Origin of the sequence: Pseudomonas sp. NPDC088429, assembly GCF_044753305.1 — a bacterium.
GTDB lineage: Bacteria > Pseudomonadota > Gammaproteobacteria > Pseudomonadales > Pseudomonadaceae > Aquipseudomonas > Aquipseudomonas rustica.
The window spans coordinates 231361-251051 of the sequence record NZ_JBIVMX010000004.1 but is presented as its reverse complement, the minus strand read 5'-3'; the positions used below and the strand labels follow the sequence as shown (position 1 = coordinate 251051).

The 19691-nt window shown below is 59.8% G+C and carries 17 protein-coding genes; 7 read left to right on the top strand and 10 right to left on the bottom strand.

Going from position 1 to position 19691, the window contains the following annotated elements:
* From ACIP66_RS05030 to gloB, 7 genes are all read right to left on the bottom strand, one after another.
* Positions 1-1340: ABC transporter ATP-binding protein (locus tag ACIP66_RS05030; protein WP_400645970.1), on the bottom strand; the 1340-nt coding region annotated here is incomplete at its 3' end.
* A gap of 1 nt (position 1341) precedes the next feature.
* Entirely contained in the window at positions 1342-2361 is a 1020-nt protein-coding gene (locus tag ACIP66_RS05025) for an ABC transporter permease (RefSeq protein ID WP_053119376.1), read from the bottom strand.
* A gap of 1 nt (position 2362) precedes the next feature.
* Positions 2363-3436 (bottom strand): microcin C ABC transporter permease YejB, encoded by a 1074-nt coding sequence (locus tag ACIP66_RS05020; protein WP_201226938.1) that lies wholly within the window; start codon positions 3434-3436, stop codon positions 2363-2365.
* Positions 3437-3440: 4 nt separating this feature from the next.
* Positions 3441-5282 carry an extracellular solute-binding protein gene (locus tag ACIP66_RS05015; RefSeq protein WP_400645966.1) on the bottom strand — a complete coding sequence of 614 codons (1842 nt, stop codon included), beginning with the start codon at positions 5280-5282 and terminating at the stop codon, positions 3441-3443.
* A complete protein-coding gene (locus ACIP66_RS05010) occupies positions 5279-7111 on the bottom strand; it encodes an extracellular solute-binding protein (RefSeq protein WP_053119383.1) in 1833 nt (610 codons plus the stop codon). Before ACIP66_RS05010 ends, ACIP66_RS05015 begins: the two co-directional genes overlap by 4 nt.
* A 335-nt stretch (positions 7112-7446) precedes the next feature.
* Positions 7447-8907 carry a LysM peptidoglycan-binding domain-containing protein gene (locus ACIP66_RS05005; protein WP_053119385.1) on the bottom strand — a complete coding sequence of 487 codons (1461 nt, stop codon included), beginning with the start codon at positions 8905-8907 and terminating at the stop codon, positions 7447-7449.
* Positions 8908-9006: 99 nt separating this feature from the next.
* Complete coding sequence (gene gloB, locus ACIP66_RS05000) at positions 9007-9774, bottom strand: hydroxyacylglutathione hydrolase (protein WP_400645963.1); 768 nt, start codon at positions 9772-9774, stop codon at positions 9007-9009.
* A gap of 66 nt (positions 9775-9840) precedes the next feature.
* On the opposite strand from gloB, the gene ACIP66_RS04995 reads away from it, so the two are divergent.
* From ACIP66_RS04995 to ACIP66_RS04975, 5 genes are all read left to right on the top strand, one after another.
* The gene (locus ACIP66_RS04995; RefSeq protein ID WP_212545887.1) at positions 9841-10599 is read left to right on the top strand and encodes a class I SAM-dependent methyltransferase; all 759 of its coding nucleotides are present in this window, start codon (positions 9841-9843) and stop codon (positions 10597-10599) included.
* Positions 10600-10689: 90 nt separating this feature from the next.
* Positions 10690-11160 (top strand): ribonuclease HI, encoded by a 471-nt coding sequence (gene rnhA / locus ACIP66_RS04990; protein ID WP_053119389.1) that lies wholly within the window; start codon positions 10690-10692, stop codon positions 11158-11160.
* A gap of 219 nt (positions 11161-11379) precedes the next feature.
* Positions 11380-12138, top strand: coding sequence for a DNA polymerase III subunit epsilon (dnaQ, locus tag ACIP66_RS04985; protein ID WP_159815519.1), 759 nt, complete (start codon positions 11380-11382; stop codon positions 12136-12138).
* Positions 12139-12327: 189 nt separating this feature from the next.
* A complete protein-coding gene (locus tag ACIP66_RS04980; RefSeq protein WP_400645959.1) occupies positions 12328-14583 on the top strand; it encodes an Orn/Lys/Arg decarboxylase N-terminal domain-containing protein in 2256 nt (751 codons plus the stop codon).
* A gap of 14 nt (positions 14584-14597) precedes the next feature.
* Positions 14598-15212 (top strand): GNAT family N-acetyltransferase, encoded by a 615-nt coding sequence (locus ACIP66_RS04975; protein WP_053119395.1) that lies wholly within the window; start codon positions 14598-14600, stop codon positions 15210-15212.
* On the opposite strand, the gene ACIP66_RS04970 is transcribed toward ACIP66_RS04975, so the two are convergent.
* Positions 15178-16071 carry a LysR family transcriptional regulator gene (locus ACIP66_RS04970; protein ID WP_400645956.1) on the bottom strand — a complete coding sequence of 298 codons (894 nt, stop codon included), beginning with the start codon at positions 16069-16071 and terminating at the stop codon, positions 15178-15180. The two genes, ACIP66_RS04975 and ACIP66_RS04970, sit on opposite strands and share 35 nt — an antisense overlap.
* 84 nt (positions 16072-16155) lie before the next feature.
* Positions 16156-16386, bottom strand: a complete 231-nt coding sequence (locus tag ACIP66_RS04965; protein WP_400645953.1) for a hypothetical protein — start codon at positions 16384-16386, stop codon at positions 16156-16158.
* Between the two features lie 181 nt (positions 16387-16567).
* On the opposite strand from ACIP66_RS04965, the gene ACIP66_RS04960 reads away from it, so the two are divergent.
* Together ACIP66_RS04960 and ACIP66_RS04955 are read left to right on the top strand one after the other, a co-directional pair.
* Positions 16568-17125 (top strand): NADPH-dependent FMN reductase, encoded by a 558-nt coding sequence (locus ACIP66_RS04960; protein WP_159815522.1) that lies wholly within the window; start codon positions 16568-16570, stop codon positions 17123-17125.
* 191 nt (positions 17126-17316) lie between these two features.
* The gene (locus ACIP66_RS04955; protein ID WP_400645950.1) at positions 17317-18600 is read left to right on the top strand and encodes an arsenic transporter; all 1284 of its coding nucleotides are present in this window, start codon (positions 17317-17319) and stop codon (positions 18598-18600) included.
* Positions 18601-18678: 78 nt separating this feature from the next.
* Here ACIP66_RS04955 and ACIP66_RS04950 read toward each other — a convergent pair whose 3' ends face one another.
* Positions 18679-19629, bottom strand: coding sequence for a DUF1853 family protein (locus tag ACIP66_RS04950; RefSeq protein ID WP_400645948.1), 951 nt, complete (start codon positions 19627-19629; stop codon positions 18679-18681).
* Between the last annotated feature and the right edge of the window lie 62 nt (positions 19630-19691).

The window sequence follows — 19691 nt, the reverse complement described above, 5'->3', positions numbered from 1 at the left end:
AGGATCAGCGCCGGTTTCAGCACCAAGGCCCGGGCAATGGCAATTCGTTGCCGTTGCCCACCGGAAAATTCGTGGGGGTAGCGGTGCCGGGTTTCCGGATCCAGACCTACCTCCTTCAATGCCGCAATAATCGCCGCCTCTTGCTCCTCGGCGGTGCCCATCTTGTGAATCCGCAGGCCTTCGCCAACGATGTCACTGACGCACATGCGCGGGCTCAGGCTGCCAAACGGATCCTGAAACACCACCTGCATCTCCCGACGCAACGGGCGAACCTCGTTCTGCGTCAGGCAGTCTAGCTGCTTGCCTTCAAAGCGGATCGCGCCTTTGCTGCCGATCAAACGCAAAATCGCCAGACCCAGCGTGGATTTGCCGGAACCGCTTTCCCCCACAATCCCCAAAGTCTGACCCTGAGGCAGGCTGAAATTGATGCCGTCCACTGCCTTGACGTGATCTACCGTGCGTTTGAGCAGGCCTTTCTTGATCGGGAACCAGACTTTCAAGTCCTCGACCTCAAGCAACGGCGCGCCGATTTTATTGGTCGCCGGGCCTCCGCTGGGCTCCGCGCCGAGCAATTCCCGAGTGTACGGATGCTGCGGCGAACGGAACAGCTCTTCGCACGATGCCTGTTCGACGATGCAACCGCGTTGCATGACACATACACGATGCGCAATTCTTCGCACGAGGTTCAAATCGTGACTGATCAGTAACAGCGACATGCCCAATCTGGCCTGCAATTCCTTGAGCAAATCGAGGATTTTCAGCTGAACGGTCACGTCCAAAGCGGTGGTCGGCTCATCGGCAATCAACAGTTCCGGCTCGTTGGCCAGCGCCATGGCGATCATCACGCGCTGGCGCTGGCCGCCGGACAATTCGTGGGGCAGGGCCTTGAGGCGCTTGTGCGGCTCGGGGATGCCGACCATCTCCAGCAGCTCCAAAGTGCGCTTGGTCGCGACTTTGCCGGTCAGGCCTTTGTGGATGCCGAGGACTTCGTTGATCTGCTTCTCGATCGAGTGCAACGGGTTCAGCGAGGTCATCGGCTCCTGAAAAATCATCGCGATGCGATTGCCGCGAATGTGCCGAATGGTTTTTTCGCTCAGGTCCAGCAGGTTTTGCCCGGCGTAATTGATGCTGCCGGCCGGATGGCGGGCCATCGGGTAGGGCAACAACCGCAGGATCGAGTGTGCAGTCACCGATTTGCCCGAGCCGGATTCGCCGACCAACGCCAGGGTTTCGCCACGCTTGATGTCAAAACTCACGCCCTCGACGACGCGGTGTATGCGCTCACCGAAACCGAATTCGACGGCGAGGTCACGCACTTCGATCAGATTGTCCTGATTCATTTCACTTCCTCGGGTCGAAGGCATCGCGAGCGGACTCGCCGATAAACACCAGCAAACTCAACATCAAGGCCAGCACGGCAAAGGCGCTGATGCCCAGCCACGGCGCTTGCAGGTTGGATTTGCCTTGCGCGACCAGTTCACCCAACGACGGACTGCCGGCCGGCAAACCGAAACCGAGGAAGTCCAGCGCGGTGAGGGTGCCGATGGCGCCGGTGAGGATGAACGGCATAAACGTCATGGTCGAGACCATCGCGTTGGGCAGGATGTGGCGGAACATGATCGCGCCGTTCTGCATGCCCAGCGCCCGCGCCGCGCGCACGTATTCAAGGTTGCGACCCCGGAGGAACTCGGCGCGCACCACGTCGACCAGGCTCATCCACGAGAACAGCAGCATGATCCCCAGCAGCCACCAGAAATTCGGCTGCACAAAACTGGCAAGAATGATCAGCAGGTACAGCACCGGCAGCCCCGACCAGATCTCCAAGAAACGCTGCCCGGCCAGATCGACCCAGCCGCCATAAAAACCCTGCAGTGCGCCGGCAATCACGCCGATGATCGAACTCAACACGGTCAGCGTCAGCGCGAACAACACGGAAATACGGAAGCCGTAAATCACCCGCGCCAGCACGTCGCGACCCTGATCGTCGGTACCGAGCAAGTTGTCCGCCGACGGTGGCGCCGGCGCCGGGACTTTCAGGTCGTAATTGATGCTCTGGTAGTTGTACGGAATCGGCGCCCACAACACCCACGCATCCTTGGCCTTGAGCAGTTCGCGGATGTACGGGCTCTTGTAGTTGGCTTCCAGCGGGAATTCGCCGCCAAACGTCGTTTCCGGGTAGCGCTTGATCGCCGGGAAGTACCAATTGTTGTCGTAATGCACCACCAGCGGCTTGTCGTTGGCGATCAGCTCGGCGCCGAGGCTCAGTCCGAACAGGATCAGAAACAGCCACAGCGACCACCAGCCACGCTTGTTGGCCTTGAACAGTTCGAAGCGGCGGCGGTTGAGAGGGGACAGGTTCATCTCAATGCTCCCGGCTTTCGAAGTCGATGCGCGGATCGACCAGGGTGTAGGTGAGGTCGCCGATCAGTTTCACCACCAGCCCGAGCAGGGTGAAGATGAACAGGGTGCCGAACACCACCGGATAATCGCGGTTGATCGCCGCTTCGAAACTCATCAGGCCGAGACCGTCGAGGGAGAAAATCACTTCCACCAGCAGCGAACCGGTGAAGAAGATGCCGATGAACGCCGACGGAAAACCGGCAATCACCAACAGCATCGCGTTGCGGAACACATGGCCGTAGAGCACGCGATGGCGGGTCAGACCTTTGGCCTTGGCGGTGACCACGTACTGTTTGTTGATTTCGTCGAGGAAGCTGTTTTTGGTCAGCAGGGTCATGGTCGCGAAGTTGCCGATCACCAGTGCTGTAACTGGCAGCGCGAGGTGCCAGAAGTAATCGAGGATCTTGCCGCCGAAACTCAGCTCATCGAAGTTGTTCGAGGTCAGCCCGCGTAACGGAAACCAGTCGAGATAACTCCCGCCGGCAAACACCACGATCAGCAGGATCGCAAAAAGGAACGCCGGGATCGCGTAGCCGACGATGATCGCCGAACTGGTCCACACATCGAAGTGACTGCCGTGTCGCGTGGCCTTGGCGATCCCCAGCGGGATCGACACCAGGTACATGATCAACGTGCTCCACAGACCGAGCGAGATCGACACCGGCATCTTTTCCTTGATCAGGTCGATGACCTTGGCGTCGCGGAAAAAGCTGTCGCCGAAATCCAGCGAGGCGTAGTTCTTGACCATGATCCACAGGCGTTCCGGGGCCGACTTGTCGAACCCGTACATGTGCTCGATTTCCTTGATCAGCGCCGGATCCAGCCCTTGCGCGCCGCGATAGGAGGAACCGGCCACCGAGACCTCGGCACCGCCGCCAGCGATGCGACTGGTAGCGCCTTCGAAGCCTTCAAGCTTGGCGATCATCTGTTCCACCGGGCCACCGGGCGCGGCCTGAATGATCACGAAGTTGATCAGCAGAATGCCGAACAGGGTCGGAATGATGAGCAGCAGTCGCCGAAAAATATACGCCAGCATCTGATTACTCCGTGCCCGCAGGGTCGGCTTGCAGTTTGGTTTCGACTTCTACCGCCGGTTTAGCGTCAGGCTTGACCCACCAGGTGTTGATGCCGATGTCGTACTTGGGTGAGACCTTCGGATGGCCGATGTGATTCCAGTACGCCACGCGCCAGGTCTTGATGTGCCAGTTGGGCACCACGTAGTAGCCCCACTGCAACACGCGATCCAGCGCGCGGGCGTGGGCCACCAGGCTGGCGCGCGAGTCGGCATTGATCAGGCTCTCGACCAGTTGATCGACGATCGGATCCTTCAAGCCCATGGTGTTGCGGCTGCTGGCCTTGTCGGCAGCGGCGCTCATCCAGAATTCGCGCTGCTCGTTACCCGGCGAATTGGATTGCGGGAAGCTGCCGACGATCATGTCGAAGTCCCGCGAGCGCACGCGGTTGATGTACTGCGAAACGTCGACGCGGCGGATCACCAGTTCGATGCCAAGGTCGCTGAGGTTGCGCTTGAACGGCAGCAACACGCGTTCGAACTCGGTCTGGGCGAGGAGGAATTCGATGACCACCGGTTTGCCGGTGGCGTCGACCATTTTGTCGTCGACGATCTTCCAGCCAGCCTCTTGCAGCAGTTGATAGGCCTCGCGCTGGTGATTGCGGATCATGCCGCTGGCGTCGGTCTTCGGGTTGTCGAAGGCTTCGCTGAACACCTGCGCCGGGAGCTTGTTGCGGAACGGGTCGAGGATCGCCAGTTGATCGGCGTCGGGCAGGCCGGTGGCGGCCATTTCCGAGTTTTCGAAATAGCTGCGGGTGCGGAAGTAGGCGCCGTTGAACAGTTGTTTATTGGTCCATTCGAAATCGAACAGCAAACCGAGCGCCTGGCGCACCCGTATGTCCTGGAACACCGGACGGCGCAGGTTGTAGACGAAACCCTGCATGCCGGTCGGGTTGCTGTTGGGGATCAATTCCTTGATCAAACGGCCCTCGGTGACCGCCGGGATGTTGTAAGCGTTGGCCCAGTTTTTCGCGGTCATCTCCAGCCAGAAATCGAACTGCCCGGCCTTTAACGCTTCGACGGCGACGGTGTTGTCGCGGTAGTAATCGCTGGTCATCGTGTCGAAATTGTAGAAGCCACGGTTGACCGGCAGATCCTTGCCCCAGTAATCCTTGACCCGCTCGTACCGAATCGAACGGCCGGCCTTCACTTCGGCAACCTTGTACGGGCCGCTGCCGAGCGGAATTTCCAGATTGCCCTTGCTGAAATCGCGGTCGGCCCACCAGTGTTTTGGCAACACCGGCAACTGGCCGAGAATCAGCGGCAACTCGCGATTATTGTTGTGCTTGAACTTGAACAGCACTTTCAGCGGGTCTTCGGCGATGACTTCGGACACGTCGCTGTAGTAGCCGCGATACATCGGCGAGCCTTCCTTGGTCAGCGTGTTGAAGCTGAACACCACGTCGTCGGCGCGCACTGGATGACCGTCGTGGAAGCGTGCTTCGGGGCGCAGGTAGAACCGCACCCAGCTGTTGTCCGGGGCCTTTTCGATCTTGCCGGCGATCAGGCCATATTCGGTGAACGGCTCGTCGAGGCTGTGCTTGGTCAGGGTGTCGTAGATCTGCCCGATGTCATCGGCCGGCACGCCTTTGCTGATAAACGGGTTGAGGCTGTCGAAGCCACCAAAACCGGCCTGACGGAATACGCCGCCCTTGGGCGCGTCGGGATTCACGTAATCGAAATGCTTGAAATCGGCCGGGTATTTCGGCGGCTCGTTGTACAGGGTCACGGCGTGTTGCGGGGCGGCAAACGCCAGCCCGGCGAACAGCAAGCCGATGGCCTGGACGAGCAGGGCGCGGATGGGTTTCATCGATCTTTCTCCGAAGACTTCAGCCACCACGCGCTCAGGCCCAGGGTGTAGGGCGGCGTGGTGACGAAGGCCAACCGGTTGCGGTAGGCCAGGCGGTGATAATTCAGGTACCAGTTGGGAATGCTGTAGTGCTGCCAGAGCAGCACGCGGTCAAGCGCCTTGCCGGCGGCGACCTGTTCATCGCGGGTGCGCGCGGCGAGCAATTGTTCGAGCAGGTGATCGACCACCGGGTTGGCGATGCCCGCGTAATTTTTGCTGCCCTTGACCCCGACCTGACTGGAATGGAAGTACTGCCACTGCTCAAGGCCCGGGCTGAGGGTCTGATTGAGCGTCATCAGGATCATGTCGAAATCGAACTGATCGAGGCGCTGTTTGTACTGCGCGCGATCAACCGTGCGCAGGCGCGCGTCGATGCCGATGCTGTTGAGGTTCTCAATGTACGGCTGGAGGATGCGTTCCAGATTCGGGTTGACCAGCAGCAGTTCGAAACGCAGCGGCTGGCCATCGGCGTTTTGCAGGCGCTGGCCGTTGAGCTTCCAGCCGGCCTCGGCGAGCAGGGCCAGCGCTTTGCGCATGGTCTCGCGAGGAATGCCGCGGCCGTCGGTTTGCGGCAACGTGAACGGCTCGGTGAACAGCTTGGCCGGCAGTTGCTCCTTGTACGGCTTGAGCATCAGCCATTCGTGCCCGACCGGCAGGCCGCTGGCGCTGAATTCGCTGTTCGGGTAGTAACTGGTGGTGCGCTTGTAGGCATCGCTGAACAGCGCGCGGTTGGTCCACTCGAAGTCGAACATCAGCCCCAGCGCTTCGCGGGTTTTGACGTCGGCGAACGTGGCGCGGCGGGTGTTCATGAACAGGCCCTGACTCTGGGTCGGGATCTGATGCGGGATCTGCGCCTTGATCACGTCGCCACGGCGGATGGCCGGGAAGTTGTAGCCGTTGGCCCAGTTCTTCGCCTGATGCTCGATGTAGATGTCGAACTCGCCGGCCTTGAACGCTTCGAAGGCGACATCGCTGTCGCGGTAGAACTCGACTTCCATGCGATCGAAGTTGTACTTGCCGCGATTGACCGCCAAGTCCTTGCCCCAGTAATCCTTGACCCGCTCGAAGATCAACTGCCGACCCGGCGTCACCGAAGTAATGCGATACGGGCCGCTGCCCAGCGGCGGTTCGAAGGTGGTGGCTTTGAAGTCGCGGTCTTTCCAGTAGTGCTGCGGCAGCACCGGCAATTCCCCGAGGCGCAGGATCAACAGCGGATTGCCCGAGCGTTTGAGCACGAAGCGAATGCGCTGCGGATTGAGGATGTCGACGCGCAGCACTTCCTGAAGGGCGGTGCGGTACAGCGGATGACCTTCCTTGAGCAGCAAGCGGTAGGAGAACGCGACGTCGTAAGCGGTGATCGGCGTGCCGTCGTGGAAACGTGCCTCGGGGCGCAGATTGAACACCACCCAGCTTCGATCTTCGCTGTATTCCACCGATTGCGCGATCAAGCCATAGCTTGACGCCGGCTCGTCGCCGGACGGCGAATACTGGCCAGTGCCGACCATCAGCGGCTCGTTCAGCTCATTGATGCCGTACTGGAGGAAATTCGGCGTGGTGACCGGGCTGGTGCCCTTGAAGGTGTATGGGTTGACCGTATCGAAGGTGCCGAACGCCATCACCCGCAACGTACCGCCCTTGGGCGCTTGCGGGTTGACCCAGTCGAAGTGGGTAAATCTGGCCGGGTACTTGAGCGTGCCGAACTGCGCATAACCGTGACTTTCGGTAATCGTCGCGCTTGCGGTTGAGCTCAAGGCCAGGCTGATCAGGAGCAGGAGGAGGGGACGCTTCAAGTCAGATCTGATCCAGGCGGCTTGGGCTTTGTGGGCCGTACAGTAACAGCTTGTCTGGACAGGAAAAAGATCGCGGGTTAATGGGGGGTTAATCCACTTGCCTGACAGCCCCTCACCCTAGCCCTCTCCCGGAGGGAGAGGGGACTGACCGAGGTGTTTGTGGGAGCTACGCCGACTTGCGATACCGAGCCGAACTCAAATTCTGAATAGCCCCCGATCTGCTCCCTTTCCCCTCTACCCCTTGGGGGAGAGGGCTGGGGTGAGGGGGATGGATCTCAAGAACACCAAAAAAACCGAACCAAAAAAAAGCCCCCGAAATCTCAGAGGCTCTTCTATCAGTGCGGCTGATAAACCGTAAGCATCTGCCCCGGCTTCAAAGCCTTGCTCGCACCCGGATTCCAGCGCTTGAGATGCTGCATCTCAACATTGAAACGCTTGGCCACCACGTACAGCGTGTCGCCGCGCTTAACCTTGTACTGAGTCTGCTGCTTGCTATCGCCTTTTTTGCTCTTGCTGTTGGCCGCAATCACCGTGTTGACCCGGCCCGAGCTGCGGCTCTTGCTTGGTTTGCTCGTGTCGCGCATCACCAGGGTCTGACCAACCTTGAGGTTTTTGCCGGTCAGCTTGTTCCAGCGTTGCAGATCCTTCACTTCAACCTTGTTGGCCTTGGCGATGGAGCCGAGGTTGTCGCCACGCTTGACGCGGTAGGCGCGTTTCAGCTTCGCCACTTCCGTCGGATCAGCGCCTTCAAACACCGGTTTCAAGGAGCGTTTGCTGATCAACTCGTCCGGCGACATGGTCTGCAGGCTGGTGGTCAGCAATTGCGCCTTGGACGTTGGCACCAGCAAATGCTGAGGGCCGTCGACGGTAATGCGCTGTTTGTAAGCAGGGTTGAGCTGGAACAGTTCGTCTTCGTCGATGTTGGCCACTTCAGCGACTTTGGACAGGTCCATGCGCTGATTGATTTCGACGACCTGGAAGTACGGTTCGTTGGCGATCGGGTTGAGGTTGACCCCGTACGCTTCCGGCGACTGCACCACTTGCGACAGCGCCAGCAACTTCGGCACGTAGGCCTGGGTTTCCGACGGCAGCGGCAGGTTCCAGTAGTCGGTTGGCAAACCGAGTTTCTCGTTACGTTCGATGGCGCGGCTGACCGTGCCTTCGCCAGCGTTATACGCGGCGAGCGCCAGCAACCAGTCACCGTTGAACATGTCGTGCAGACGGGTCAGGTAATCGAGTGCGGCGGTGGTCGAGGCGGTGATGTCGCGACGACCATCGTAGAAACGGGTCTGACGCAGGTTGAAGTAACGCCCGGTGGACGGAATGAATTGCCACAGGCCAACCGCATCGGCACGGGAGTAGGCCATCGGGTTGTAGGCACTTTCAATCACTGGCAGCAGCGCCAGTTCCAGCGGCATGTTGCGTTCTTCGAGGCGTTCGACGATGTAATGAATGTAGAGACTGCCGCGATCGCCGGCGTTCTCAAGGAATGAAGGATTGCTGGCGAACCACAGGCGCTGTTGCTCGATGCGCGGGTTGACGCCCAGGCCTTCCTGCAACTGGAAGCCCTCGCGCATGCGCTCCCAGACGTCCTGAGGAATCTGTGGAGTGGGCTTCTCGCTGAGCCAGATCGGCTTTTGCTTGGCTCGCGCAGCAATGTTCGGCGTATGGGTCGCTTCAGTCTGCGGAGCATGGCTGGAACAGCCCGCCAGCGTGGCGGACACAGCCACCGCGATGGCTTGCGCCAAGCGGGTCAATGCGTCTGAATTGACGGACTTACGTATGGATGACGACATTGGCTGGAAGTAAGTTCCGGGCAAAAATGTCGGGCGATTCTAGAAAGCGCACCCCCTGCGGTCAACCATTGAGAATTTTTGTACCAAGCAGACCACTGCTTAGAACTTATCTTTCCAAGCCCGCAGAGCCGCAAAAACCTCACTCGGCGCCCGGTTTTGAGCGCCTGCCCGTTCGTCCACTTTTTGTTTAACTAATGTTTCAGCGGTGCGTAAAAACGGATTTGTGAGCTTTTCCAGTGCCAAAGTTGACGGCAGTGTCATCACGCCGTTTTGCCGTTGTTGAGTAACTTTTTCCAGACGGGCGGCAATGTCGGCATTGGTCGGTTCGACCGCTGCGGCGAATTTGAGATTGCTCAGGGTGTATTCGTGAGTGCAATAGACGAGGGTGTCTTCGGGCAGTGCGGCGAGACGGCTAAGCGAGTGGTGCATCTGATCGGGCGTACCTTCGAACAGGCGACCGCAACCCGCGGCAAACAGAGTGTCGCCGCAGAACAGCAGACCGTGGTGATAATAAGCAATGTGTCCCAAGGTGTGACCGGGCACCGCATAGACATCAAAGTCCCAGCCGAGCACGCTGGCGGTGTCGTTGTCCTCCAGCGCCACGTCGCGCGCCGGGATATTTTCGCTGGCCGGGCCATAAACAGTGGCGCCGCTGATGTGTTTCAGGCGTTCGACGCCGCCAACGTGGTCATGGTGATGGTGAGTGATCAAAATATCGCTCAAGACCCAGTCCGGATGTGCATCAAGCCACGCCTCGACGGGCGCGGCATCACCCGGGTCGACCACGGCGCAACGTTGGCTGCGGTGATCTTGTAACAACCAGATGTAGTTATCGGTGAACGCGGGCAGGGCACTGATCTGTATCATCGTCGGAATTCGCCAAGCGGGAAACATTGGCGCATCTTAGTAGTTCCTGGCGCTTTGGAGAATGCGATGAGTGATAAAGCGTTCGCACAGGCTGATCCTGACTGGCTGGCACTGATCGGTGCCGCCCGTGAATGGCTGTCCGGCCCGCTCGGGCAATTTCTGCTCGACGAGGAGCGGCGCATGCTCGAAGACGAGCTCGGCCGGTTCTTTGGCGGTTATCTGGTGCATTACGGCCCGTCCGCTGAAACGCCACCGTCGGCGCCGCAAGTGCAGCGCAACGTGCGCCTTGGCGCGCCGCTGCCGGGGGTCGAGATTGTCTGCGAGGAACAAGCCTGGCCATTGAGCGAGCATGCCGCCGATGTGGTGGTGATGCAGCACGGTCTGGATTTCTGCCTGTCACCCCACGGTTTGCTGCGCGAAGCGGCGAGCAGCGTGCGCCCCGGTGGCCATTTGCTGATCATCGGCATCAACCCGTGGAGCACGTGGGGGCTGCGTCATGTTTTCGCCCACGACGCCTTGCGTCAGGCGCGCTGCATCTCGCCATCGCGGGTCGCCGACTGGCTCAACCTGCTGGGCTTTGCGCTGGAGAAACGCCGCTTCGGGTGCTATCGTCCGCCGCTCGCGTCAGCCAAGTGGCAGGGCCGTCTGGCCGGCTGGGAACGCAAGGCCGGTGACTGGCAATTGTCGGGCGGCGGCTTCTATTTATTGGTCGCGCGCAAGATCGTGGTGGGCCTGCGGCCGTTGCGGCAGGAGCGTCGCGAGCCGATGGGCAAGCTGATTCCGCTGCCGATGGCCAAGGTCAATCGCCGCCGCGTCGAACCGTAAACCTTCTTTTAATTGTGGCCGGGTTTGTCCCGGCCTTGGTCATTGTCGATCCGTGATCGGCAAGGCACGTATTTTTCTGGATAGAGTGGCATGAGCGAAAGCGTTGAAAGCGTCGACACCGTAGAACTGTTCACTGACGGTGCCTGCAAAGGCAATCCCGGCCCGGGCGGCTGGGGCGCCTTGCTGGTGTGCAAGGGCGTTGAAAAGGAACTGTGGGGCGGCGAAGCCAACACCACCAACAACCGCATGGAATTGCTCGGCGCCATTCGTGGCCTCGAAGCCTTGAAGCGTCCGTGTGAAGTGTTGCTGGTAACCGACTCGCAATACGTGATGAAGGGCATCAACGAGTGGATGGCCAACTGGAAGAAACGCGGCTGGAAAACGGCGGCGAAAGAACCGGTGAAAAACGCTGATTTGTGGAAAGAGCTCGACGAGCAGGTCAACCGCCACACCGTCAAATGGAAGTGGGTGCGTGGGCACATCGGCCATCATGGTAACGAGCGGGCGGATCAGTTGGCGAACCGTGGTGTGGACGAGGTTCGCGGGTACAAGCAGAGCTGATTTCTTCCGTTGTACCGTGGTGTGGCCATTCGCGAGCAGGCTCGCTCCCACAGGAAAATGCATTCCAGATCTGATCTGTACCTTCCTTGAATTGGAATGCATTCCAATGTGGGAGCGAGCCTGCTCGCGAAGGGCACGCCACGGTCTGCCTGAAACCCCCCGCCGAGCGTGTTAACATCCGCGTTTTTGCACGATTGACCCGTTGAGAGCTGAGCACTGATGGCCACCAGATCCGTTGTACTCGATACCGAAACCACCGGCATGCCGGTGACCGATGGTCACCGGATTATCGAAATCGGTTGTGTCGAACTGATCGGTCGGCGCCTGACGGGCCGGCATTTCCACGTCTATCTGCAACCGGATCGCGAGAGTGACGAAGGCGCGATTGGCGTTCACGGCATCACCAACGAATTCCTCGTCGGCAAGCCGCGTTTCAATGAGGTCGCCGACGAGTTCTTCGAGTTCATCAAAGGCGCGCAGCTGATCATTCATAACGCGGCGTTCGACGTTGGCTTCATCAACAACGAATTCGCCTTGATGGGCGCGAAGGATCGCGCTGACATCACGCAGCACTGCTCGATCCTCGACACCCTGATGATGGCCCGGGAACGTCACCCGGGACAGCGCAACAGCCTCGACGCCTTGTGCAAACGTTACGGCGTCGACAACTCCGGTCGTGAACTGCACGGCGCGTTGCTCGACTCGGAGATTCTTGCCGACGTCTACCTGACCATGACCGGCGGCCAGACCAGTCTGTCGCTGGCTGGTAATGCCTCTGACGGTAACGGATCGGGCGAGGGCGCGGACAACTCGGCGACCGAGATTCGTCGGTTGCCGGTAGATCGCCAGCCTGCGCGGATTATTCGCGCGACTGAAGATGAATTGGCGGCGCATCTGGTGCGGTTGGAGATTATCGCCAAGTCGGCGGGTGGGCCGGCGATGTGGACACAGATTGCTGAGGCTGACGCGCAGGTTTAAAAGATCAAAGGATCGCAGCCTTCGGCAGCTCCTACAGGGAACGCATTCTCATGTAGGAGCTGCCGAAGGCTGCGATCTTTTGCTTTTACAGGCATGAAGCCAACTGGCCACCCTCGCCACATTCGCTGCAACCCTCTACCCTGAGTGCATTGGCAGATTCATTTCTGCCGCCTCAGGACACTGAGCCCCATGTACAAAGATTTGAAGTTTCCGGTGTTGATCGTCCATCGCGACATCAAGGCCGACACGGTCGCCGGTGACCGCATCCGTGGCATCGCCCGGGAACTGGAGCAGGAAGGTTTCAGCATCGTCTCTGCCACCGACTACACGGAAGGGCGTCTGGTCGCGTCGACCCATCATGGCCTCGCGTGCATGCTGATTGCCGCCGAGGATGCCTCAACCAACTCGCATCTGTTGCAGAACATGGCTGAACTCATTGGCCTCGCGCGGGTGCGCGCCCCGGATCTGCCAATCTTTGCCTTGGGCGAACAAGTCACCCTGGAAAACGCCCCGGCCGATGCCATGGCCGAGCTCAACCAGCTGCGCGGCATTCTCTATCTGTTCGAAGACACCGTGCCGTTTCTCGCCCGGCAAGTGGCGCGGGCGGCGCGCAAGTATCTGGATGGTTTGCTGCCGCCGTTTTTCAAAGCGCTGGTGCAGCACACCGCCGACTCCAATTATTCGTGGCATACCCCCGGCCATGGCGGGGGCGTGGCCTATCACAAGAGTCCGGTGGGGCAGGCGTTCCACCAGTTTTTCGGGGAAAACACCCTGCGTTCAGACTTATCGGTGTCCGTGCCGGAACTCGGCTCACTGCTCGATCACACCGGCCCGCTCGCTGAAGCCGAAGCCCGTGCGGCGCGCAATTTCGGCGCTGATCACACCTTTTTCGTGATCAATGGCACCTCGACCGCCAACAAGATTGTCTGGCACTCGATGGTAGCTCGCGATGATCTGGTGCTGGTCGACCGCAACTGCCACAAGTCGGTGCTGCACGCGATCATCATGACCGGCGCGATCCCGTTGTACCTGTGCCCGGAGCGCAATGAACTGGGGATCATCGGCCCGATCCCGCTGAGTGAATTCAGCCGTGAATCGATTCAAGCCAAGATCGATGCGAGCCCGCTGACCAAGGGTCGCGCGCCAAAAGTCAAACTGGCGGTGGTCACCAACTCGACCTACGACGGCCTCTGCTACAACGCCGAACTGATCAAGCAAAAACTCGGTAACAGCGTCGAAGTCCTGCATTTCGACGAGGCCTGGTATGCCTACGCGGCGTTCCACGAATTCTTTGCCGGACGTTACGGTATGGCCACCTCACGCAGCGACGACAGTCCGCTGGTGTTCACCACCCATTCCACGCACAAACTGCTCGCGGCATTCAGTCAGGCCTCGATGATTCATGTCCAGGACGGCGGTGCGCGGCAGCTGGATCGTGACCGTTTCAACGAAGCGTTCATGATGCACATCTCGACCTCGCCGCAGTACAGCATCATTGCTTCGCTGGACGTGGCGTCGGCGATGATGGAAGGCCCGGCCGGAAGATCGCTGTTGCAGGAAACCTTCGATGAGGCGCTGAGTTTCCGTCGGGCGCTGGCCAATTTGCGTCAGCACATTGCTGCCGATGACTGGTGGTTCTCGATCTGGCAGCCGCCGGGCGTCGAAGGCATTGATCGTGTGCAGACCGAAGACTGGCTGCTCAAACCGGATGCCGACTGGCACGGTTTCGGCGATGTCAGTGACGATTATGTGTTGCTTGACCCGATCAAAGTGACGCTGGTGATGCCGGGCCTCAACGCGGGCGGCGCGTTAAGCGAGAAGGGCATTCCGGCGGCCGTGGTCAGCAAATTCCTCTGGGAGCGCGGATTGGTCGTCGAAAAAACCGGCCTGTATTCGTTTCTGGTGTTGTTCTCCATGGGCATCACCAAAGGTAAATGGAGCACGCTGCTCACCGAACTGCTGGAGTTCAAGCGCAGTTACGACGCTAACGTGCGCCTCGACACCTGCTTGCCTTGCGTAGCGTTGGAAGACACCGCGCGTTATCGCGGCATGGGCCTGCGCGACCTCTGCGATCAACTGCACGCCTGCTACCGCAGCAACGCCACGGCCAAACACCTGAAACGCATGTACACCGTGCTCCCCGAAATCGCCATGAAACCGGCTCACGCCTACGATCATCTGGTGCGCGGCGAAGTCGAGGCGGTGCCGATTGATGAGCTGGAAGGAAGGATTGCCGCCGTGATGCTGGTGCCGTATCCCCCGGGAATTCCGCTTATCATGCCCGGCGAACGCTTTACTGAATCGACGCGTTCGATCATTGATTACCTGAAATTTGCTCGCACGTTCGATAGCAGCTTCCCCGGTTTTGTCGCGGATGTGCATGGATTGCAGCACGAAGACGAGGGCAATGGGCGGCTATACACCGTCGATTGTGTGAAGGAATGAGGACTTTTCCCAGTATGCAACCGGCCGTGAATCCAAAATACCCAGGCCTGTCGGTGCGTGTCGCCGACGAAGGTTTTGCGCCCTATATCTGGGGTAGCGACTTCAGTTTTGAGGTGGCGGCGTATGGCGCGGCGGTGATTGGTCAGCCTGTCGAGCAGTGGCGGGTGACGCCCATCGTGCCGTACCGCAAGTGCTACGGCATCGACCCCGAAGAATTCAGCAGTTTCCGCGATGCGCCGGACAGTGCGATTTTCATGGCGTATCTGGATGACGAGGCGGTGGGCCATTTGGTCATCAGCACCAACTGGAACGGCTTCGCCCATATCGATGAATTGGCGGTGCACGCGCCGGCCCGGCGGCATGGCGTGGCCAAAGCGTTGCTGGATGTCGCGCAATTCTGGAGTCGCAAAAAGAAGCTGCCGGGGATCATGCTCGAAACGCAAAACAACAACCTCGGTGCTTGCCGGTTGTATGAGCGTTGCGGCTATGTGATTGGCGGTGTCGACGAGCTGCGCTATCGCGGCATTGATCCGAACACCGCCGAAGTGGCGCTGTTCTGGTATCGACTGTTTGATAATCCGCTGGAAAACCCGCTCAGCTCGACAGCATCGCCTCGGCTTGTTCCGTGACGATTGTCAGCAAGGTCTGAATTGCCGCTGACGGCGCGCAGTGTTTATAGGTCAGCGCGTAGAGGCTGATCGGTACCGCCGGCGACAGTGGGCAGACATCGAGGCCGCCGGCGCGCGCACCGAGGGCAGTGAACGGGTCGACGATGGCCAGGCCTTCGCCTGCCTCAACCATGCTGCGCATCATCTGATGGGTTTGCACGCGAGTCTGGATGCTCGGCGCCGGGCGCAAGGCCTGGAGTTTGTTTTCCAGTGCCGGGCTTAGCGGATCCTGACCGTCGAGGCCGACCATCGCCTGACCGGCCAAATCCTGTAGAGAAATGTATTTCTGCTTCGGCTGCAGCCAACCGTGGGGCGCGAGCAGTTGCAGTTTGCCGTGGGCCAGTGGCTGGCAATCGATGTCGGGATGTTCGGGATCGTGCAGGCTCAGGCCCAGATCGCTTTCGCGCAGCAACAGGCTGCGGACGATGTCGCGGGTCGGCGCACTGAGCAGGCTGCACGGTGCATCGGGCAGGCGTCGGCGCAGGGCGGCAAGACTTTGCGGTAATAGATGTTGGGAGAGCGGCGGGGTACCGATGATGCGCAAGGGAGGGGCGAGGTACTGTTTGAGGCTACTGGCCAGACGCTGAACCGGCTCGAGCGCTGCATAGACGTGGGCGATTTCGACTTGCAGCGCCCGCGCTTCCGGCGTTGATTGCAAGCGCCCGCGAACGCTGGCGAACAGCATGAACCCCAACTGACTCTCGGCTTCGCGCAAACGCTCTTCGACCTCGGTCACTGGCAACTGCAGCCATTCGGCGGCGGTGCCCAGGTGACCGGTCTGCAAGAGCGCCTGAATCACTTCGATATGGCGTAAACGCATGCGTGAAGTCCATGTTCAGCAGGTGGGGTCAGTGACTGATCCTAACCCAACTCTGCGCATATGACTTCTGCTCATAACGACGAGTTATGAAGCGACGGTTGGCTCAGGTTCGCGGGTCAGGGTGATACCCGACTGAACCAGTTCGAACGTCTGGTCGTCGATCTTCTTGATGCGATCGCCGATGGCCAGTTTGTAAATCGGCTCCGAGCCAGTGAGACCGTCTGCCGACGGGGTGGATTCCTGGAATTCATGCACGGAATAAACGCGGCCTTCCGCATCTCTTGCATGGAACTGACCGACGAGTACTGCTGCCATCTGTTTAGAACCTCTGGAGATAAAACGCTTGATTTGCGGTTTTAAGACCGCCATCCAGCGCTGTAAGTTTTCCTGCACGAAAAAAATATTCAGCAGCCGGGATTTTTCCCTCGTCTGCTGGTGGAATCGTCACGGGATCATCTATAACTACAGGCTCCCCCACGGACATCGAGAGTCTTCCATGAGCAATGTCTATAACGTCGCCGTCATAGTCGGTAGCCTGCGCAAAGCATCGATCAACCGCAAAGTCGCCCTGGCGCTGGCGGAACTGGCACCGGCGAACCTGAAACTGAGCATTGTCGAGATTGGCGATCTGCCACTGTATAACGAAGACATTGATGGCGATTCACCGCCGGCAGCCTACAGTACTTTCCGGCAAAAAGTCGGTTCTTCCGACGCGGTGCTGTTTGTTACGCCGGAGTACAACCGCTCGGTGCCGGCGCCGCTGAAGAACGCCATCGACGTCGGCTCGCGGCCGTATGGCAAGAGCGCCTGGAGCGGCAAGCCGGGCGCGGTGATCAGTGTATCGCCGGGGGCCATTGGCGGTTTCGGCGCGAACCAGCACCTGCGCCAGTCGTTTGTGTTTCTCAATGTGCCCTGCATGCAGCAACCAGAGGCTTATCTGGGCGGTGCGGGGACAGCGTTTGATGAAGCGGGGAAGTTGAGTGAATCGGTGAAACCTTTTCTGCAAAGCTTTATCAATGCTTACGGACAGTTCGTTGAGCAACACAAAAAATAATCCAGCAGCTTGGTGAACTCCTTGTGGTGAGGGGATTTATCCCCGATGGGTTGCGAAGCGACCCCCTGCGTTTCTCAGTCAAATCGAGTTCGCAGGTTTTGCGGCTGCTGCGCAGCCGGTCGGGGATAAATCCCCTCACCACAGGTATCCTGTCGTCCCCCAAAATCCTCTTTCGAACAAGGCTGTTGCGGATGCTTGCTGCGTCACTGATTTTCCTGCTGACCATTACCCTTGTCATCTGGCAACCCAAAGGCCTCGGCGTCGGCTGGAGTGCGACGCTCGGCGCCGTGCTGGCGTTGATTTTTGGCGTCGTGCATCTGAGTGATATCCCGCTGGTCTGGCAGATCATCTGGAACGCCACCGGCACCTTTGTTGCGCTGATCATCATCAGTCTGCTGCTCGACGAGGCCGGTTTCTTCAATTGGGCTGCGTTGCACGTGGCGCGTTGGGGGCGGGGCAGTGGGCGCAAGCTGTTTGCCTTTATGGTGCTGCTCGGCGCGCTGGTGTCGGCGCTGTTCGCCAATGACGGCGCGGCGCTGATCCTCACGCCAATCGTGATTTCCATGCTGCTGGCGCTGCGCTTTTCCCCGGCTGCGACCCTGGCCTTCGTCATGGGCGCAGGCTTTATCGCCGACACCGCAAGCCTGCCGCTGGTGGTGTCGAACCTGGTCAACATCGTCTCGGCGGACTTCTTCCACATCGGCTTCAACCGCTACGCGGCGGTGATGGTGCCGGTCAACTTCGTCAGCGTCGCGGCGACGTTGGGCATGTTGCTGTGGTTCTTCCGCCGTGACATTCCCAAGGCCTACGACCCCGATCAACTTGAGCGTCCTGAAACCGCGATCCACGACAAAGCCACGTTCTATGCCGGTTGGGCGGTGTTGGCGATTCTGTTGATCGGCTGTTTCGCCCTTGAGCCGTTGGGCATTCCGATCAGCGCGATTTCCGCTGTCTGCGCCGCACTGCTGCTGGGCATCGCCGCGCGCGGTCACAAAATCTCTACGCGCAAGGTGATGAAAGAGGCGCCGTGGCAGATCGTGATTTTCTCGCTGGGCATGTATCTGGTGGTCTACGGCTTGCGTAATGCCGGGCTGACAAGCTATCTGGCCGGCTGGCTGGATGTGTTTGCCGGCCACGGCGTGTGGGGCGCGGCGCTGGGCACCGGTGTGCTGACGGCACTGTTGTCGTCGATCATGAATAATTTGCCGACGGTGCTGATTGGTTTGCTGTCGATCGATGCGAGTCAGGCGAGTGGGGTGATCAAGGAAGCGATGATTTACGCCAACGTGATCGGCAGCGACTTGGGGCCGAAGATCACGCCGATTGGCAGCCTGGCGACGTTGTTGTGGCTGCATGTGCTGGAGCGCAAGGGGATTCACATTGGTTGGGGGTATTACTTCAGGGTCGGGATTGTGTTGACGGTGCCGGTGTTGTTGGTGACGTTGGCGGCTTTGGCTGTGCGGCTGTCCATTTGAAATCAAAAGATCGCAGCCTTCGGCAGCTCCTACATGGGTATGCGTACATCTGTAGGAGCTGCCGAAAGCTGCGATCTTTTAGGCCTGCCCCGGCACATTCGGCCAAAGATCCGACACCAGAAACAACCGCTCCGCTTCTTCCCAATCGCCCCGCGCATTCTCGGTCAGGCGCACCAGCAATTGCGCCGGCGCCATCGGTTCCAGTTCCTCCAGCCACGCCTGCAAATGCACTTCGCTCCAGGTTTGATCCGCCGGGTAATGCGCCGGGGCCAGCCACGCGTGACGGGGCAGGGGTTGCCAGCGACCGGCCGGGCGTTGCGCGACGAACGCTGGCCAATCCTTTTGATGCAACCAACTGCCGCGCAGATGCTGCGGGTGCGCGCCGCTTGGCGACTCAGCCTGACCGGGCCACGGATACAGCAGATAGCCGCCCAGCCACAATTGCGCGCTGAACGACTCGATATCCAGCGCCGCCAAGGCTTCACGGCTTTCCGGTCGCGCGGAAATCGGCAGTTGATGACCGGCCAGATGCGCCAGTTTGCGATCCAGCCGATCATGACAACCCGGCCCCAGCCATTGCACCGAATCACGCCCATCGCCCTGTTGCGGGCCGAGGTACAGCTTGATCGCCAGCTCCAAGTGATGCACGCCATCACGGTCACGCAGCAGCATGTCGAGTTCGCCGAGCGTATGACCTTCGCGGCGGATCGGCAGGTTGGCGGCAATCAGCTCGATCCCCGGCGCCTGCGCCACGGCAAATTGCCACAGCCGTTCGTAATACAGGCCCAGACGCCTCGTGCGGGCCTGCGATAACCAATGCAGCAAACCGTAACTGTCGCGGTCGAGTTGACGCAGCCAATGTTCAAGGCGATGCGGGTCATCCACCCAGTGGCTGCCGGCCAGCGGATGGCGTTGCGGCCACGGCGTGGTGGCGAGCATCGGCGGGGCGAGGATCACCCACGCCAGATCCCGCACTTCCGGATGGCGCAATTGGTGAGGCAACTGGAGCAGGTCGGGAAATAGGATCATCTTGCGAGCATAGCCGTAAACACGAGCGCGCCCTTGAGGCTGAAAGGATTTTGTCTATCTGG

What these genes read in the sequence shown, in the direction of transcription:
- ACIP66_RS04975 (WP_053119395.1), top strand. Translation starts at nt 14,598, where the DNA reads ATGCAACCGGCCGTGAATCCAAAATACCCAGGCCTGTCGGTGCGTGTC.
- ACIP66_RS05020 (WP_201226938.1), bottom strand. Translation starts at nt 3,436, where the DNA reads ATGCTGGCGTATATTTTTCGGCGACTGCTGCTCATCATTCCGACCCTG.
- ACIP66_RS04950 (WP_400645948.1), bottom strand. Translation starts at nt 19,629, where the DNA reads ATGATCCTATTTCCCGACCTGCTCCAGTTGCCTCACCAATTGCGCCAT.
- ACIP66_RS04980 (WP_400645959.1), top strand. Translation starts at nt 12,328, where the DNA reads ATGTACAAAGATTTGAAGTTTCCGGTGTTGATCGTCCATCGCGACATC.
- dnaQ (WP_159815519.1), top strand. Translation starts at nt 11,380, where the DNA reads ATGGCCACCAGATCCGTTGTACTCGATACCGAAACCACCGGCATGCCG.
- ACIP66_RS04965 (WP_400645953.1), bottom strand. Translation starts at nt 16,386, where the DNA reads ATGGCAGCAGTACTCGTCGGTCAGTTCCATGCAAGAGATGCGGAAGGC.
- ACIP66_RS04995 (WP_212545887.1), top strand. Translation starts at nt 9,841, where the DNA reads ATGAGTGATAAAGCGTTCGCACAGGCTGATCCTGACTGGCTGGCACTG.
- ACIP66_RS05025 (WP_053119376.1), bottom strand. Translation starts at nt 2,361, where the DNA reads ATGAACCTGTCCCCTCTCAACCGCCGCCGCTTCGAACTGTTCAAGGCC.
- rnhA (WP_053119389.1), top strand. Translation starts at nt 10,690, where the DNA reads ATGAGCGAAAGCGTTGAAAGCGTCGACACCGTAGAACTGTTCACTGAC.
- ACIP66_RS05005 (WP_053119385.1), bottom strand. Translation starts at nt 8,907, where the DNA reads ATGTCGTCATCCATACGTAAGTCCGTCAATTCAGACGCATTGACCCGC.
- ACIP66_RS05015 (WP_400645966.1), bottom strand. Translation starts at nt 5,282, where the DNA reads ATGAAACCCATCCGCGCCCTGCTCGTCCAGGCCATCGGCTTGCTGTTC.
- ACIP66_RS04960 (WP_159815522.1), top strand. Translation starts at nt 16,568, where the DNA reads ATGAGCAATGTCTATAACGTCGCCGTCATAGTCGGTAGCCTGCGCAAA.
- gloB (WP_400645963.1), bottom strand. Translation starts at nt 9,774, where the DNA reads ATGATACAGATCAGTGCCCTGCCCGCGTTCACCGATAACTACATCTGG.
- ACIP66_RS04970 (WP_400645956.1), bottom strand. Translation starts at nt 16,071, where the DNA reads ATGCGTTTACGCCATATCGAAGTGATTCAGGCGCTCTTGCAGACCGGT.
- ACIP66_RS04955 (WP_400645950.1), top strand. Translation starts at nt 17,317, where the DNA reads ATGCTTGCTGCGTCACTGATTTTCCTGCTGACCATTACCCTTGTCATC.